Origin of the sequence: Sporolactobacillus nakayamae (assembly GCF_900113325.1) — a bacterium.
Taxonomy (GTDB): domain Bacteria; phylum Bacillota; class Bacilli; order Bacillales; family Sporolactobacillaceae; genus Sporolactobacillus; species Sporolactobacillus nakayamae.
On the sequence record NZ_FOOY01000005.1, the window covers coordinates 120,177 to 132,219 of the forward strand.

The window sequence follows — 12,043 nt, forward strand, 5'->3', positions numbered from 1 at the left end:
GATGGTTCGGTTCAACTTCGGGTCTTCGGTTCGACTTCTCCTCTCTTGGTTTCAACTTTGGTCGCGTTCGGTTCGACTTTCCACTTATTAGGTTCTCCGCATCTTCCGTCAGGAGAACGTATTTAGTTTTGTGTAAAGAACCATATTTTTCACCATGAATCTTGTAGTCCGTACGTGTTCGCAATAATCTATTCGTACCTTATCATCAAGCCTTTTCCTCTGTTAACACCATTGAATAAAAGGGGTAGACGCCACCATTTGTCTTGACCATCACCGTTTCTTCTATTTCAAATCCCGCACGTTCATAGACTTTCAGTGCCCTTTTGTTAAAGGTCGCAACAGCTAATGAAAAATGCGGTTTTTTAAATTTTTCCTGAGCAAAAGATAAGCCTGCGTTCAAGAACGCTTCACCCGCTCCTTTTCCTGTCAAATCCGGCCGCATCCCTAAACCGATCTCAACTGTCTCGATCTGTTCGTCAAAGCAAAAAAATCCGATCAGCCTATTCTGCTCGTCAAAGACAGAGTAATAGGCATCTTTTCTTGCTTCCGAATCCAATAGTTCTTCCAAATCCTCAGGATCATTTTCCATATTATAAAAATCGTAAGGCGCTTCATACGCCCATTTCGCGATGATGCGCGCATCATGATCGTTCATCAATTTTATTTTATATTGATCCATTATGATTACCTCTTCCTGTTCCACCGATTGTTCCATCGTGATCAATACATGCTGCTTTTATTTTCATAAGCTTTCCCCCAGAAAATATAAAAAATGCCCGAACCATTAAGCTTTTTTTAAGAAAACTCTCTTAAACTAATTCTATTACAACGAAACAGTAAACGGAGGAATTTCTATGGATCGTGTCCTTAAAATTAATTATTGGATCGGCATTGTCGTCGCAATCGCACTGCTGCTGCAATCCGCATATGGCATTTATCATTTTGTTCACACGAAACAGCAGGCACAATCGATTCAAAAAAATTTTTCACAAAGTATGCCGAATTCCAGTAATGGGAATGCTTTTGGAAACGCACCATCTGGAACGAACGGTGAACCTCATTTCGGCAGTGGGGGTTCACGGGGCGGCGCTCGGCCATCAGGTGGAATGAGCGCACAATCCAACCCGCTGAGCCTCGCCGTTCACATACTCACTTTAATTCTATCGGTTTCCGCACTTGTAATGACCGGAATTCTCGGCAGAAACAACGCGAAAAAGAAGAAAGAATTGATCAGCAAAGAAAAATCAACTGAAGAATAATAACCACGAAAGCCCCCTGAAAGCTTTACTTTTCAGGGGGCTTTCATATAAAGATAAAGGGTTAAACGAATGTTCCTCCGTTAACCTTTTACGTTTCATTACTAGAAGAAAGAAGGCTCCGCTCGCTGGGCAACAACAATGATAGCAAGGCGGCCGCCAGCGGCAGCAACGAAAGAAAACCAAAAATGGCAGTGACACCGTAGAGATCAGACAACCAGCCGATCATCGTCGCACCGATTCCGCCGGCACCAATTCCAAAACCAACCATCAGCCCCGAAACCAGTCCGATATTTTTCGGAAACATCATTTGACCATATACAACCGTAACGGCAAACGATGAGAGGACGAAGAAACCGAAAAGAAATAGAACAATGACCGATAATACGCCGTGAACATGTGGCAGCAGCCATGCAAAGGGAACCGTTACGGCCATGGAACTAAACAGCAGCCATTTACGGCTGATCCGGTCGGAAACACGGCCACCGATGAAAGTTCCGAGTGCACCGGCGCCAAGAAACAGGAAGGTTAACAGATCACCATATTTGAGCGCAATTCCCTGGTGAAGATAAAGAAAGGGTAAAAATCCGGCAACGCCGATCTGTGTCCAAGAACGCAGGATCACAACAGCTGTCAGCAAACACAGTCCGGCAACATGATTACGGCCTATAATTTTTTTCTGTCGCGCTTTATTTTCTGCAAGACTGCGCCGGTACCACGGCATGACGGAGAGCACAAGTGTTAAGCCGGCAATTGCAGCCAATGCAAACCAGCCAAGTCCGTGCAGTCCAGTGGCAATCAGGAATACCGGAAGAAGGAGCGGTCCCACTGCCTGGCCGAAATTGCCGCCGACCTGAATGATTGCCTGTGCGGTTCCTCTCGCGGTACCTGCCGCCATGTAAGCACCACGCATTGCTTCCGGATGAAAAATTCCCGAACCGATTCCCGATAATCCGACTAAAAGAAGGAGTACCCAATAGGCAGGGGCATAGCCTGAAGCCGTGAGACCAAATCCCGTCAGACAGATACCCACCGGCATAAACCACGTTTTCGGATTTCTATCGGTGATAATGCCGAATATAGGCTGCGCCACCGATGATGTCAGCATCGATACGAACAAAATAATACCGGCCTGAAAGTAGTTCAGATTAAAAGCTTCTTTGTATAAAGGCAAAAGTGCAGGTACAAGTCCGGTTGTCATTAAATCATTGATAAAATGGACGCCACTGAGACTGAACAGTTCCCGCCTCGCTGCAAGCTTTGGTTTGACAGCCTGTTTCTCATTTTTTAATGCAAGATTCATTGCGTTAATCCTCCTTGCTGCAAAATCATTTACATTTTTTTCGAACACTCTTAGACTAACAAGTAACCGGCAATAAAGCATGCAATATCTTGCTCACCTTTAGCACGATTTTGACTGAAAGGGATTTCTCTATGAAAAATGAAACGAACTATTCACCGAAGCGAAATTCTGACCGGCATGCCTACTTAGATATAATTTTAAGAAAAGGAATGGGGTATGGTTGGAGATATCAAGAAAATTGGCATGAGGAAATGCAGTTTTACTATGTGGTAAGCGGCCAAGGACGGATCCGCTGTGAATCGGACGTATTTGATTTACATACAGGTGAAACGCTTCTCATCAACTGTAATGAACTGCACGTGATCGAGAGCCTGTGCGAGCAATTAACCTTCTATTCCATTCGCATTGATCTGGCAGCCATGTTTCAAGATATGCCCGATTTGCGCCAGGCAGCCTACGTTGAACCGCTTATGCAACAGCGTATCGTATTCAATCGTTGTATTAATGAAAACGAACCGATTACACCATTATTGCGCCGGTTAATCCACGAGCATAGGGCTCGTCTTTCGGGATTCGAATTATCCATGAAGTCGGATATGCTTCAAATTTTGCTCATTTTAATCCGCAGTCACATTCAACAAGTGTACACGAAGAAACGTCTTGGCTTGAAGCTGAACAATCTGAACCAATTAAAATCAGCCTTCTCCTATTTGAATGACCATTATGAAGAAGCCATTACCGTTCATCATCTGGCAGCACGCGCGCACATGAGCGAAGCCCATTTTTGCCGCACTTTTAAAAGATTATATGGACGATCCGCAATCGCCCATATGAATGAACTGCGTGTCAACAAAGCAGAAGAATTACTGCGAACTACACCGTTAACCATCACGGAAATCGCATTCTCGGTTGGCTTCAATGACGCGAACTATTTTAGTCGTGTATTCAAGAAGCTTCGTGGTCGATCACCACAGCAGACGCGTAGTTTAAAAGAAAGTAATGTTAAACGATAATGTTTGTTTATTGGTCATTCGGCACCGGACTTTTCACGAATGAATCATAAGGCAGATGAAGTTGCGACAAAATTGCTTATTCCTTGAGCTGATTCCCATGAAACACCTTCAAAATAAACTGCCGATCCGGCACGTTCAGCTTTTCATAAGCGGCTAAGAATGCGGTGTTGTCATACGCAACTTTTCTCAGTTCAATTTCTATTTTTTCTTGAGTCACTGTTACGCTTGCATACCTTGCATATGGCCCGGGTGTGCATCCGAGTGAACCGGGATTGAGATATGTGGAATGTTTTCCGGTAAAAAAGTGTGTCGGATGGTGATGACCGAAGCAGATTAATTCCTGATGGCAGTCCCCATAGAGACGTTCCATATTCTCGAGTGTGGGCTGAACAATCGGGCTGAATGGATCTTCATAAAAGGTTGCCGACAGCTTTTCTTGCTCGATATGATAGTGCGTAAAAAGAATAGAATGCCCCATGAGCATCGTATCGATGACCCGTGGCAGTGAATCAAGCCGTGCAACAAAGGTTGGATCCAGCCGATCCGCTATCCATTGATGATGGTTGCGTGTATCTTCATGACTTTTCGGATAAGGCTGTCCATGAATGAGCGCAAGTACCCCCTCGTCATGATTGCCGGTTATCAGTGAGACATCTTTTCGATTAAAAAGGATGCCAAGCACTTCATTAGAATCCGGTCCGATCCCGATCATGTCGCCAAGGCAATAAATACGCGAGACATGCGCTTGATCAATTTCAGCAAGCGCAGCGAGTAAAGCCGGAGCGTTCCCGTGAATATCCGTGATGACCGCTATTTTCATCGATTTTATCCCCCAAAGAAAAAATGCTGATCCTAATGGCTGTTAAAGTACATGGGCTTCAAGCCATCGTGCAACTCCGTCATGTTCATTTTTCTCACAGACAAAGTCAGCCGCCTTCTTAACCTTCTCAATCCCATTGGATACGGCCACCCCTACCCCGCATTTCCCTAGCATTTCAAGATCGTTATGATCATCACCAAATGCAGCGATATTCGCAGCATTTACGTTTAACCGCTCGGCAACGAACGAAATACCGTTCATTTTCGTTACATCCCTGCGCATGATCTGATACCATTTTTCTCCACTGTTCGCATAAAAATTGAGATTGGGGTACTTTTTCATCAGTGGTTTCATTGCCGCAGTGTCTGTACATTCTACGGAAAGCTTAGGCGTATCGACGGTCAATTTTTTCTTAAAGTCTGTGTACACCGCGTTCCACTCAATATCCCAAGGCTCTCCTCTGTAATTTGTGTACAGACAGTCACCCGCTTCAATGCTGATACAAGTAACCGTTTCTAAAGAAATCAACTCTGATATCAATTTGTTTTTTAGTTCATTGGGAATGAGGCAATTGTAAATGCTCTGACGGTTGTTCACAATCGTCGCTCCGTTATTTGCAATAATATAATCGGGTTGTATTTTTTTCTGAAATAATCGAGTTGCCCGCTCAGGACGAGCCGTGGCAAAAGCAACCCTAATTCCTTTTTGCTGGCATTGATTCAAAACATGTGCCATATGATCAGAAATCATTTCTTGATTGTTTAATAAGGTATGATCAAGATCGCTGACAATCATTTTAATCGGTTCCATCCTCCACGATCCTCCTCTTCGCCGGAATTACCTTTTTTCCATGCGGACATGCGGAATGCCGTCAAGCATGAAAATTTCGGATGCCGGTTCAAAGCCGAAAGGAATATACAACGACTGAACATATTCTTGTGCCTCAATCGCAACCGGCATACCCGCAAAACGTTTCTTAATCACACGCAGTACTTTGGCAACGAGCAATTGGGCAAGGCCCTTACCGCGGCAGTCTTCGCGGACAAGCACCCGACCAAACGATATTCCGTCATCCATCTCAAAAATACGGGCATAGGCGATGATTGATCCGTCCACGTCCGTCGTATAGACATGCAGACTGAATAAGTCATAAGGATCGACTTCATGGTAAGGGCATTCCTGCTCAACCACAAAGACATCGACGCGCGCCCTCATAATCTCATAAACTTCTTTTCCACTAAGCTGATCGAATCTTTTTACTTTCCATAATTCGCTCATGATTGTTCACTCCAAAGCTTAAATCTTATGTACCTTTTTTCAATAGTGTAGCATACGAGCAGCTCCATAGTGCAGTTTTACTCATTCATTTGTTCATCTCGTCTTTTTTAAAATGAAGAAATACCGCACCAACTACGGCTAATGCTATGGGATACACGATTGCCCCTCCACTGAACAAGAGGATGATAACCGTGATCACTAGTGAGATAAGCGCCATGAACCAGCCAATGGTCAGCGGTTTTAGTATTTTTAGAGCCGCTAGCATTGTGAAAATGTAGGACGTGATAAAAACGACGCTTGGGCCTTTCAAAAGAGTTCCCAAATCCGGAGCAATCGTTCCATAGAGAACTAAAACAAGAGTGAAAGCCCCTCCAAGTGCAGCCAACACGCGTGCCGGCGTTTGATATTTAGGATGCAGATGCGCTAATTGAGCTGGAAAACAGCCTGCTCTTGCCTGTGCATACACCATTCGTGAAAAACCTGCGATGTTCGCATGAACCGTACTAAACGTAATGAACAGAGCTAATACCGTTGTGACAATGATTCCCGAATGGCCCCATCCTTTTGAAATAAGAAGACTAAGTGAGCTAATGCCTTTATTCGCGCCATAAGCCTGAGTACCGACAGTCACAAAGGAAATGGACAGGTATATAATGGAAACGACGATTGCGCCGATTACTAAACTGATCGTTATATCCCGCTCAGGTCTTTTAAATTCTTCTGCCAGCGGGGTAATCATTTCCCATCCAACAAACGAAAAAAAGATCACCACGGAAGCTGAGCCTACCGAAAACCAACCGTGCGGAACAAACGGTATAAATGAAGATGATTGGACATGGGGAAAAGCGACAATAACAGCAGTTACTAGCAAAGTGAAGATGACACAGATAACCGCTACGCTTACCTTTGCTGATAGATCAATTCCCCTTACATGCAAAAGCAAAGACGTGACCAAGATGAGCGCGGCGATACTCACGGTCCCCCATCGATTTGTCGGTACAAGATTGTTGAGATAATAGGCACCTGTCAATGCTATCGTCGGCACGCCAACCGGTATAGATCCCAGCATAATCCAACTTAACATTGTGCTCGTCCTCGTTCCAAAGGCATGAGCGACATACGCCATGACGCCCCCGGCACTCGGAATTATTTTCGCAAGATCGGCGATGGTTAAAACGATCGGAAAAGCGAGTAAAGACATAATCGCCCAGGATAATAGCGAAGCAGGTCCGGCATTATTCGCTGTGATTGATGGCAGGACAAGTATCCCGCAGCCCAATACTGCACCGATGGTAAGCGCGGTTCCCTGTACCCAAGTGATTGATCGTTTTAATGATTGTTTACTCAAAATGCTCTGCCCCCATGTTCTTTTTCACAATTATATATAGTGATACAAAAGAAACACATGGTATACTTTATTTAAAAATGACCTTTGTCAACAAAAATAAAGGAATTAATCTGTATCTATTTTAATAATTAAGGAGGAGATATTATGGATGAAATCGACTGGAGTATTCTTACACAATTACAGGAGAATTCGCGTCAAACAATGATCGAACTTGGCAAAAAAGTGGGGTTGACCTCTCCTTCCGTGACGGAACGCGTCAGGAGATTGGAGGACCAAGGTGTTATAAAAAAATACGGCGCTCTCGTTGCACCGGAAAAACTAAATAAACGGGTTACCGCATTTATTTTAATGGAACCGAAAGATTGTATGAAATACGTTCAGTTTACGAAAGAACAGCCTGACATTGTGGAATGCCATCGAATTGCGGGTATGTACAGCTACTTAACAAAAGTTGTTACCGAATCTGTTCATACCTTAGAGGATCATATTAACGCCTGTCTCGAGTACGGTAAGCCAACAACGCTAATTGTTCTGTCTTCACCTGTAGAGCAGAAAGCGATTACGCCATCAGTGAATGAATGATCTGTACTTCTTTACAATTGATACCAGTTCGGAACGACTGTCTGAAAGTTGTCATACGAAACCATTGTTCGATTGATTTCCCGCTTCATGACGTTGATTTGCTGCTCCCCATAGTCCACTGCCCATGGAATAGAACTGATCATATTGACAGCAATATACAGTGCCATTAATGGAAAAAATGTGTTGGGGATCTCGTTTTCAAAATATCCGTTAATTCGTCCGGCTGCAAAAGCCGGGCTGACACCGGCACACCAGGTAATCCGGTTGAATTCTTCCCAGGGATCGCCGTAGTCCATGCGGTCAAAATCGATGACTCCGATCTCTTTTTTATGTGTGATCACCATATTGCCGCAATGGTAGTCGCCATGCTGAAGTGATTGCGGACGATCATCGAGAAGCTTGCGATGCTCTTGAATAAACGCAAGAATCTGATCTGCTCCATCGACATCAATTCCGCATTTCTTATAGGCATCAAGCTTCCGATCAATTTTACGATTGAAAAATACGGACCATGAAGGTCGTCCCTCTAGCGCGGGGACAGCATGAATCTTCTTTAAGATCCGTCCCGCCTCACACCCAAGTCGATACCGCTCGTCACTCGTGAGTGTCGGCAGGATTTTTGCTGCATCCCTCCCGTCCACCCAGGTCATGATCGTATAACAACTCTGCCCATCCTCACATAAGCCAAAAGAGACCGGTTTGGTAATCGTAACCTCTAAATCACGAAACGCGTTCAGAATCTCGAACTCTTTTTTTCTGCGTTCATAGATTGATACATCCGAGAGACGCAGCAGGTACTTCCGGTTTTTTGACCGAAACGTGTACTTTTGATCATGCGACCAGCCTCCATTGAGCAGATGCAGCTGTTCCCAGTTCGATGATCCCGGTATACCAAGAAAAGCAGCCATGTGTGTTCACTCCTTTATTTCTGTCCATCAATGAATCGGCCCATGTGCACGGAATCATAGAACTCATCATTTATGAAAAAATCGCGTCTTATTACGCCCTCTTCTTCAAATCCAAATGACTTATACAGGTGCATCGCCCGTTGGTTATCCGAACGCACGCGCAGATTAATCTTGCGGATGATCCCGGTTGCTTTGCTCCATTCGATCATCCGAGCAATAAGTGCCCTGCCAATTCCCTTGTTCCAGTAATCCCGACGGACACTGATGCCGAATTCGCCGGTGTGTGCCGTCCTCTTTTTCGTTCCGCCGAAAAAATCGAGGGTTCCGGCGATTTGTCCGTTGTATACGGCGACTAGATACAGTGCGTTTTCTCGTTTTGCATAATCTTTGAGTGTCACTTCTTCTTTTTCTACAGTCAGATGCAGTTCTTCAGCAGAGCCAAAGGTTAGAAAATCGGATTCGCCTGCAATTTGGTTGAGGTAATCAATCACCGCCTCCGCATCCGAGTTTTTCGCTTCTCGAATAACTAGTTTATGGTCGCCCATTTCAGCATCTCCCCTCTTCCTGTCTCACTAATATTACATCAAATGTACAGTAAAAGGAGTGGACAGAAAAATAGTGACGCGGAACTGTGTGAACTGGCTGCTGCGCACCTTTCTTCAATTGTTCAGGAAGGGAATAAAGATGACTTCCTCATCACAGCTTTTATATTAAAGAGCCGGAGATCATTCCCCGGCTCTACAAAATGCTCATCTTCTATCTAGTTACTTTTTCTTTTAAGCTCGCAATAAACGCATCAACGGCTTCTTCTTTGGTTGACCATGAAGTCACAAGGCGTGCAGCTGAATGATTTTCGTCAACTTTTTCCCAGTCAAAGAAATTAAACTGTTGGTGAAGTTCTTCAAGCAAATCGTTCGGCAGGATCGGAAAAATCTGATTAGAAACTGGCGGCGTTAAGAACGTGTAGCCGGCGGCTTGTATAGCACCGCTGATTTTCATCGCCATCGTATTAGCGTGTGCCGCGAGATCAAAGAACAGGTTGTCCCGGAATAATTCAAGAAACTGAATACCGGTCAGCCGACCCTTAGCAAGCATCGCACCTTTTTGCTTCATCAGATAGCGGAAATCGTCTTTCAAGGCATTATTGCAGATCACGAGCGCTTCGCCGAGCAGCGCGCCGTTTTTCGTGCCTCCGACATAGAACGCATCAACAAGCTTCGGCAGATCGCTTAGTTCCAGATCGTTCGCCTTCGAGGTGAGCGCTGATCCCAGTCGCGCGCCGTCTAAATAGAGATAGAGATTTTTCCTCTTACAAAAAGCACTAATTGCCTTCAATTCACTTTTCGTATAAACCGCGCCGTTCTCGGTCGTGTCGGATATGTACACCAGCTTCGGCTTCACCATATGTTCATCCGGATGAGCATCCAGCATCGATTGAATACCCGCCGGCGTCAACTTACCGTCTTTGCCTGAAGGCACCGCCAGCACCTTGTGACCAGTCGCTTCGATCGCCCCGGTTTCGTGAACATTGATATGTCCGGTTGCCGCAGCGACGGCCGCCTCATGAGGACGCAGAAATGCGGCGATGGCCGTCATATTTGTTTGCGTACCTCCAGTCAAAAAATGAATAGCGGCATTGTGGTCATTCATCTTTTTCTTAATCAACTCGGCCGCCTGCAGCGAATACTGATCTTCGCCATAGCCTTCTTCCTGAACGAGATTGGTCTCCACCAACGCGTTTAGAATTTGCGGATGCGCGCCTTCACTATAATCATTCTTAAAGCTGTACATTGCGACTTCTCACCTCAGCTGTCTGATTTTTCAAATCTATGTGCATCTAATTGGACTATAGCACAGTCCGAAAGTAAGCGGAACCCATTTCCATTAACCGCCATAATAGAAACCGGTTTCTTTCATGGTCAACGGATCGCCAGTTTTATGCACGCCCGCATTGATCACTTCACCGACATAAATAAAGTGATCACCAATTTCAAGCCGGTCAACAACGCTGCATTCAAAGAAGCTAAGCGCATCCTTAAAAATCGGGCAGCCGGTTTCCTCTGCGTAAAATTCATAACCCGCGAGTTTATTTTCTTCAACTTCAAGCGGTCGGAAAAATGCCGTTACCATATCCTTTTGTCCGCTTTCCAATACATTTACACTGAACACACTGCTTGACGCGATTTGCTGCTGCGAACGCGTACCCGCTTTAACGGCAAGCGTGACAAGCGGCGGTTCAAAAGAGGTCTGCGTTAAAAAGTTGCCTGCAAACGCATTCACACCGCTTTCATCCTTAGTGCCTACCAGATACAATCCGTACGTAATGCCGCGTAGTGCTGCTTTTCTAGCTTTTTGGTCCATTCGATAGACTTCCCTTCCCAGTTTGTGTTCACATATTTGCCACACTCTATTATAATATATCATCATTGTTAATCACCTAATAAGAATAGGTTGTAAGTAAAGAATCTCCACTGTTCGATCCTTTCTCGCGCACCTAAATTGCCTTGTGTTTATATTCGGTCATCTTGACTGCACTTCTATAATCCACGGGTACTACTCTCTGATCAAACGATCGGTTTCCAATTGATTAATTTTTTTATTAAACGAATGACCATCCGAGCAAACACAACGCAAATGGGCAGCAGAATTAATCCACATAACACATTAGTCCAGTTTCTTTCGTCTGTAACGCCTGCAAGAAATAAATTGTTCACTACACCAACAAATTCAATGAGCGTTAAAAAGATCCATAGGTTTTTAATTCGCTTATTATGCTGAATTCTCGAATCGATGTCTGAAAACAAGTTGAACGGTCCTTCTTCAGCGGCTTTTCTCAAATAGACCCAACTCGCAAAGCTAGATACGCATGTAATGCCTGTCTCCTCAAGAAACTGGAGATAATCCTTCGTCTCCTCATGTTTGGGTCCGTGCTTTAAGAATTCCATACGGTAACGATACTGACCCTTATCACATGATTCAAATGTGTAAAAACCAGGGACATATTTTGTGAATGCCCAGCCTTCCTTCTCCATTTGACTTAACCACTGCTCTTCTTTCTCAAAATCATAAAACAGCTTAAACACTTTTTTCTGCATGCGTCTCCCCACCTACAATTTTTTTACTATTCTCCAGCAGTTCGGTTAATCGCTTCATTTCTCGATCGACCGTTCCCTTGCCTAAATCGGTGATGACGTACTCCTTTTTTCTCGACGATTTATTTGTTTCCCACGGCATGATCCATCTCTTTTTTAAAAGTGTGTTAATTGCGCCATAAAGCGTACCTGCGCCCAGTTCGACACGTCCTCCGCTTAACACACTGACATTTTGCATGATCCCATATCCATGCATTGGCGATTAAAGAGAAAGTAAAATATAGAACACGGCCACAGTTAATGCGCCTCGCTCGCTGCTTTCCGGCAATGTTAACAGCTCCTTATACCGTTATGTGTTATATCGTTTACCGATACAGCGCTTGTATCGGCAAACGATATAGCTGTCAATTATTTTATGAATGAAAGGGCGCATACAATTGTGT

At 44.5% G+C, this 12,043-nt stretch carries 16 protein-coding genes; 3 read left to right on the forward strand and 13 right to left on the reverse strand.

Features of this window, described 5'->3' with window-relative positions; translation table 11 throughout:
• On the reverse strand, nt 1-184 hold a 184-nt coding region (locus BM003_RS17800), incomplete at its 3' end, for a hypothetical protein (protein ID WP_218143206.1).
• Between the two features lie 21 nt (nt 185-205).
• On the reverse strand, nt 206-679 hold the full coding sequence (locus BM003_RS04100; RefSeq protein ID WP_093670382.1) for a GNAT family N-acetyltransferase: 474 nt from the start codon (nt 677-679) through the stop codon (nt 206-208).
• Nucleotides 680-854: 175 nt separating this feature from the next.
• Between BM003_RS04100 and BM003_RS04105 the strand changes: the two genes are divergently transcribed.
• Complete coding sequence (locus BM003_RS04105) at nt 855-1,259, forward strand: hypothetical protein (RefSeq protein ID WP_093670384.1); 405 nt, start codon at nt 855-857, stop codon at nt 1,257-1,259.
• 88 nt (nt 1,260-1,347) lie between these two features.
• Here BM003_RS04105 and BM003_RS04110 read toward each other — a convergent pair whose 3' ends face one another.
• Nucleotides 1,348-2,559 (reverse strand): MFS transporter, encoded by a 1,212-nt coding sequence (locus BM003_RS04110; RefSeq protein WP_093670386.1) that lies wholly within the window; start codon nt 2,557-2,559, stop codon nt 1,348-1,350.
• 131 nt (nt 2,560-2,690) lie between these two features.
• On the opposite strand from BM003_RS04110, the gene BM003_RS04115 reads away from it, so the two are divergent.
• Nucleotides 2,691-3,572 carry a helix-turn-helix transcriptional regulator gene (locus BM003_RS04115; RefSeq protein WP_093670388.1) on the forward strand — a complete coding sequence of 294 codons (882 nt, stop codon included), beginning with the start codon at nt 2,691-2,693 and terminating at the stop codon, nt 3,570-3,572.
• Between the two features lie 76 nt (nt 3,573-3,648).
• Here the strand turns inward: BM003_RS04115 and BM003_RS04120 are convergent, their stop codons facing one another.
• From BM003_RS04120 to BM003_RS04135, 4 genes are all read right to left on the reverse strand, one after another.
• Nucleotides 3,649-4,392 (reverse strand): metallophosphoesterase family protein, encoded by a 744-nt coding sequence (locus tag BM003_RS04120; protein ID WP_093670390.1) that lies wholly within the window; start codon nt 4,390-4,392, stop codon nt 3,649-3,651.
• 42 nt (nt 4,393-4,434) lie between these two features.
• Nucleotides 4,435-5,202, reverse strand: a complete 768-nt coding sequence (locus tag BM003_RS04125) for an HAD family hydrolase (protein WP_093670392.1) — start codon at nt 5,200-5,202, stop codon at nt 4,435-4,437.
• Between the two features lie 27 nt (nt 5,203-5,229).
• Entirely contained in the window at nt 5,230-5,670 is a 441-nt protein-coding gene (locus tag BM003_RS04130; protein WP_245734039.1) for a GNAT family N-acetyltransferase, read from the reverse strand.
• A gap of 85 nt (nt 5,671-5,755) precedes the next feature.
• Complete coding sequence (locus BM003_RS04135) at nt 5,756-7,018, reverse strand: APC family permease (RefSeq protein WP_093670396.1); 1,263 nt, start codon at nt 7,016-7,018, stop codon at nt 5,756-5,758.
• Between the two features lie 144 nt (nt 7,019-7,162).
• Here BM003_RS04135 and BM003_RS04140 point away from each other — a divergent pair, with 144 nt between their 5' ends.
• Nucleotides 7,163-7,600: an Lrp/AsnC family transcriptional regulator gene (locus tag BM003_RS04140; protein WP_093670398.1), complete on the forward strand. Its 438-nt coding sequence runs from the start codon at nt 7,163-7,165 to the stop codon at nt 7,598-7,600.
• 11 nt (nt 7,601-7,611) lie between these two features.
• Here BM003_RS04140 and BM003_RS04145 read toward each other — a convergent pair whose 3' ends face one another.
• The 6 genes from BM003_RS04145 to BM003_RS04170 all read right to left on the reverse strand — a co-directional run bounded on the left by BM003_RS04145 (nt 7,612) and on the right by BM003_RS04170 (nt 11,856).
• A complete protein-coding gene (locus BM003_RS04145) occupies nt 7,612-8,508 on the reverse strand; it encodes an aminoglycoside phosphotransferase family protein (RefSeq protein WP_093670400.1) in 897 nt (298 codons plus the stop codon).
• Between the two features lie 14 nt (nt 8,509-8,522).
• The gene (locus tag BM003_RS04150; protein WP_093670402.1) at nt 8,523-9,053 is read right to left on the reverse strand and encodes a GNAT family N-acetyltransferase; all 531 of its coding nucleotides are present in this window, start codon (nt 9,051-9,053) and stop codon (nt 8,523-8,525) included.
• Nucleotides 9,054-9,264: 211 nt separating this feature from the next.
• On the reverse strand, nt 9,265-10,299 hold the full coding sequence (locus BM003_RS04155) for a threonine aldolase family protein (RefSeq protein ID WP_093670404.1): 1,035 nt from the start codon (nt 10,297-10,299) through the stop codon (nt 9,265-9,267).
• Nucleotides 10,300-10,392: 93 nt separating this feature from the next.
• Nucleotides 10,393-10,869 carry a flavin reductase family protein gene (locus BM003_RS04160; protein WP_093670406.1) on the reverse strand — a complete coding sequence of 159 codons (477 nt, stop codon included), beginning with the start codon at nt 10,867-10,869 and terminating at the stop codon, nt 10,393-10,395.
• Between the two features lie 203 nt (nt 10,870-11,072).
• Nucleotides 11,073-11,603 carry a DUF2812 domain-containing protein gene (locus tag BM003_RS04165; protein ID WP_093670408.1) on the reverse strand — a complete coding sequence of 177 codons (531 nt, stop codon included), beginning with the start codon at nt 11,601-11,603 and terminating at the stop codon, nt 11,073-11,075.
• On the reverse strand, nt 11,584-11,856 hold the full coding sequence (locus BM003_RS04170; RefSeq protein WP_218143208.1) for a PadR family transcriptional regulator: 273 nt from the start codon (nt 11,854-11,856) through the stop codon (nt 11,584-11,586). Before BM003_RS04170 ends, BM003_RS04165 begins: the two co-directional genes overlap by 20 nt.
• Nucleotides 11,857-12,043 lie beyond the last annotated feature (187 nt).

Coding starts and splice junctions, on each gene's coding strand:
- BM003_RS04100 (WP_093670382.1), bottom strand. CDS start 679: ATGGATCAATATAAAATAAAATTGATGAACGATCATGATGCGCGCATC.
- BM003_RS04105 (WP_093670384.1), top strand. CDS start 855: ATGGATCGTGTCCTTAAAATTAATTATTGGATCGGCATTGTCGTCGCA.
- BM003_RS04110 (WP_093670386.1), bottom strand. CDS start 2,559: ATGAATCTTGCATTAAAAAATGAGAAACAGGCTGTCAAACCAAAGCTT.
- BM003_RS04115 (WP_093670388.1), top strand. CDS start 2,691: ATGAAAAATGAAACGAACTATTCACCGAAGCGAAATTCTGACCGGCAT.
- BM003_RS04120 (WP_093670390.1), bottom strand. CDS start 4,392: ATGAAAATAGCGGTCATCACGGATATTCACGGGAACGCTCCGGCTTTA.
- BM003_RS04125 (WP_093670392.1), bottom strand. CDS start 5,202: ATGGAACCGATTAAAATGATTGTCAGCGATCTTGATCATACCTTATTA.
- BM003_RS04130 (WP_245734039.1), bottom strand. CDS start 5,670: ATGAGCGAATTATGGAAAGTAAAAAGATTCGATCAGCTTAGTGGAAAA.
- BM003_RS04140 (WP_093670398.1), top strand. CDS start 7,163: ATGGATGAAATCGACTGGAGTATTCTTACACAATTACAGGAGAATTCG.
- BM003_RS04145 (WP_093670400.1), bottom strand. CDS start 8,508: ATGGCTGCTTTTCTTGGTATACCGGGATCATCGAACTGGGAACAGCTG.
- BM003_RS04150 (WP_093670402.1), bottom strand. CDS start 9,053: ATGGGCGACCATAAACTAGTTATTCGAGAAGCGAAAAACTCGGATGCG.
- BM003_RS04155 (WP_093670404.1), bottom strand. CDS start 10,299: ATGTACAGCTTTAAGAATGATTATAGTGAAGGCGCGCATCCGCAAATT.
- BM003_RS04160 (WP_093670406.1), bottom strand. CDS start 10,869: ATGGACCAAAAAGCTAGAAAAGCAGCACTACGCGGCATTACGTACGGA.
- BM003_RS04165 (WP_093670408.1), bottom strand. CDS start 11,603: ATGCAGAAAAAAGTGTTTAAGCTGTTTTATGATTTTGAGAAAGAAGAG.
- BM003_RS04170 (WP_218143208.1), bottom strand. CDS start 11,856: ATGCATGGATATGGGATCATGCAAAATGTCAGTGTGTTAAGCGGAGGA.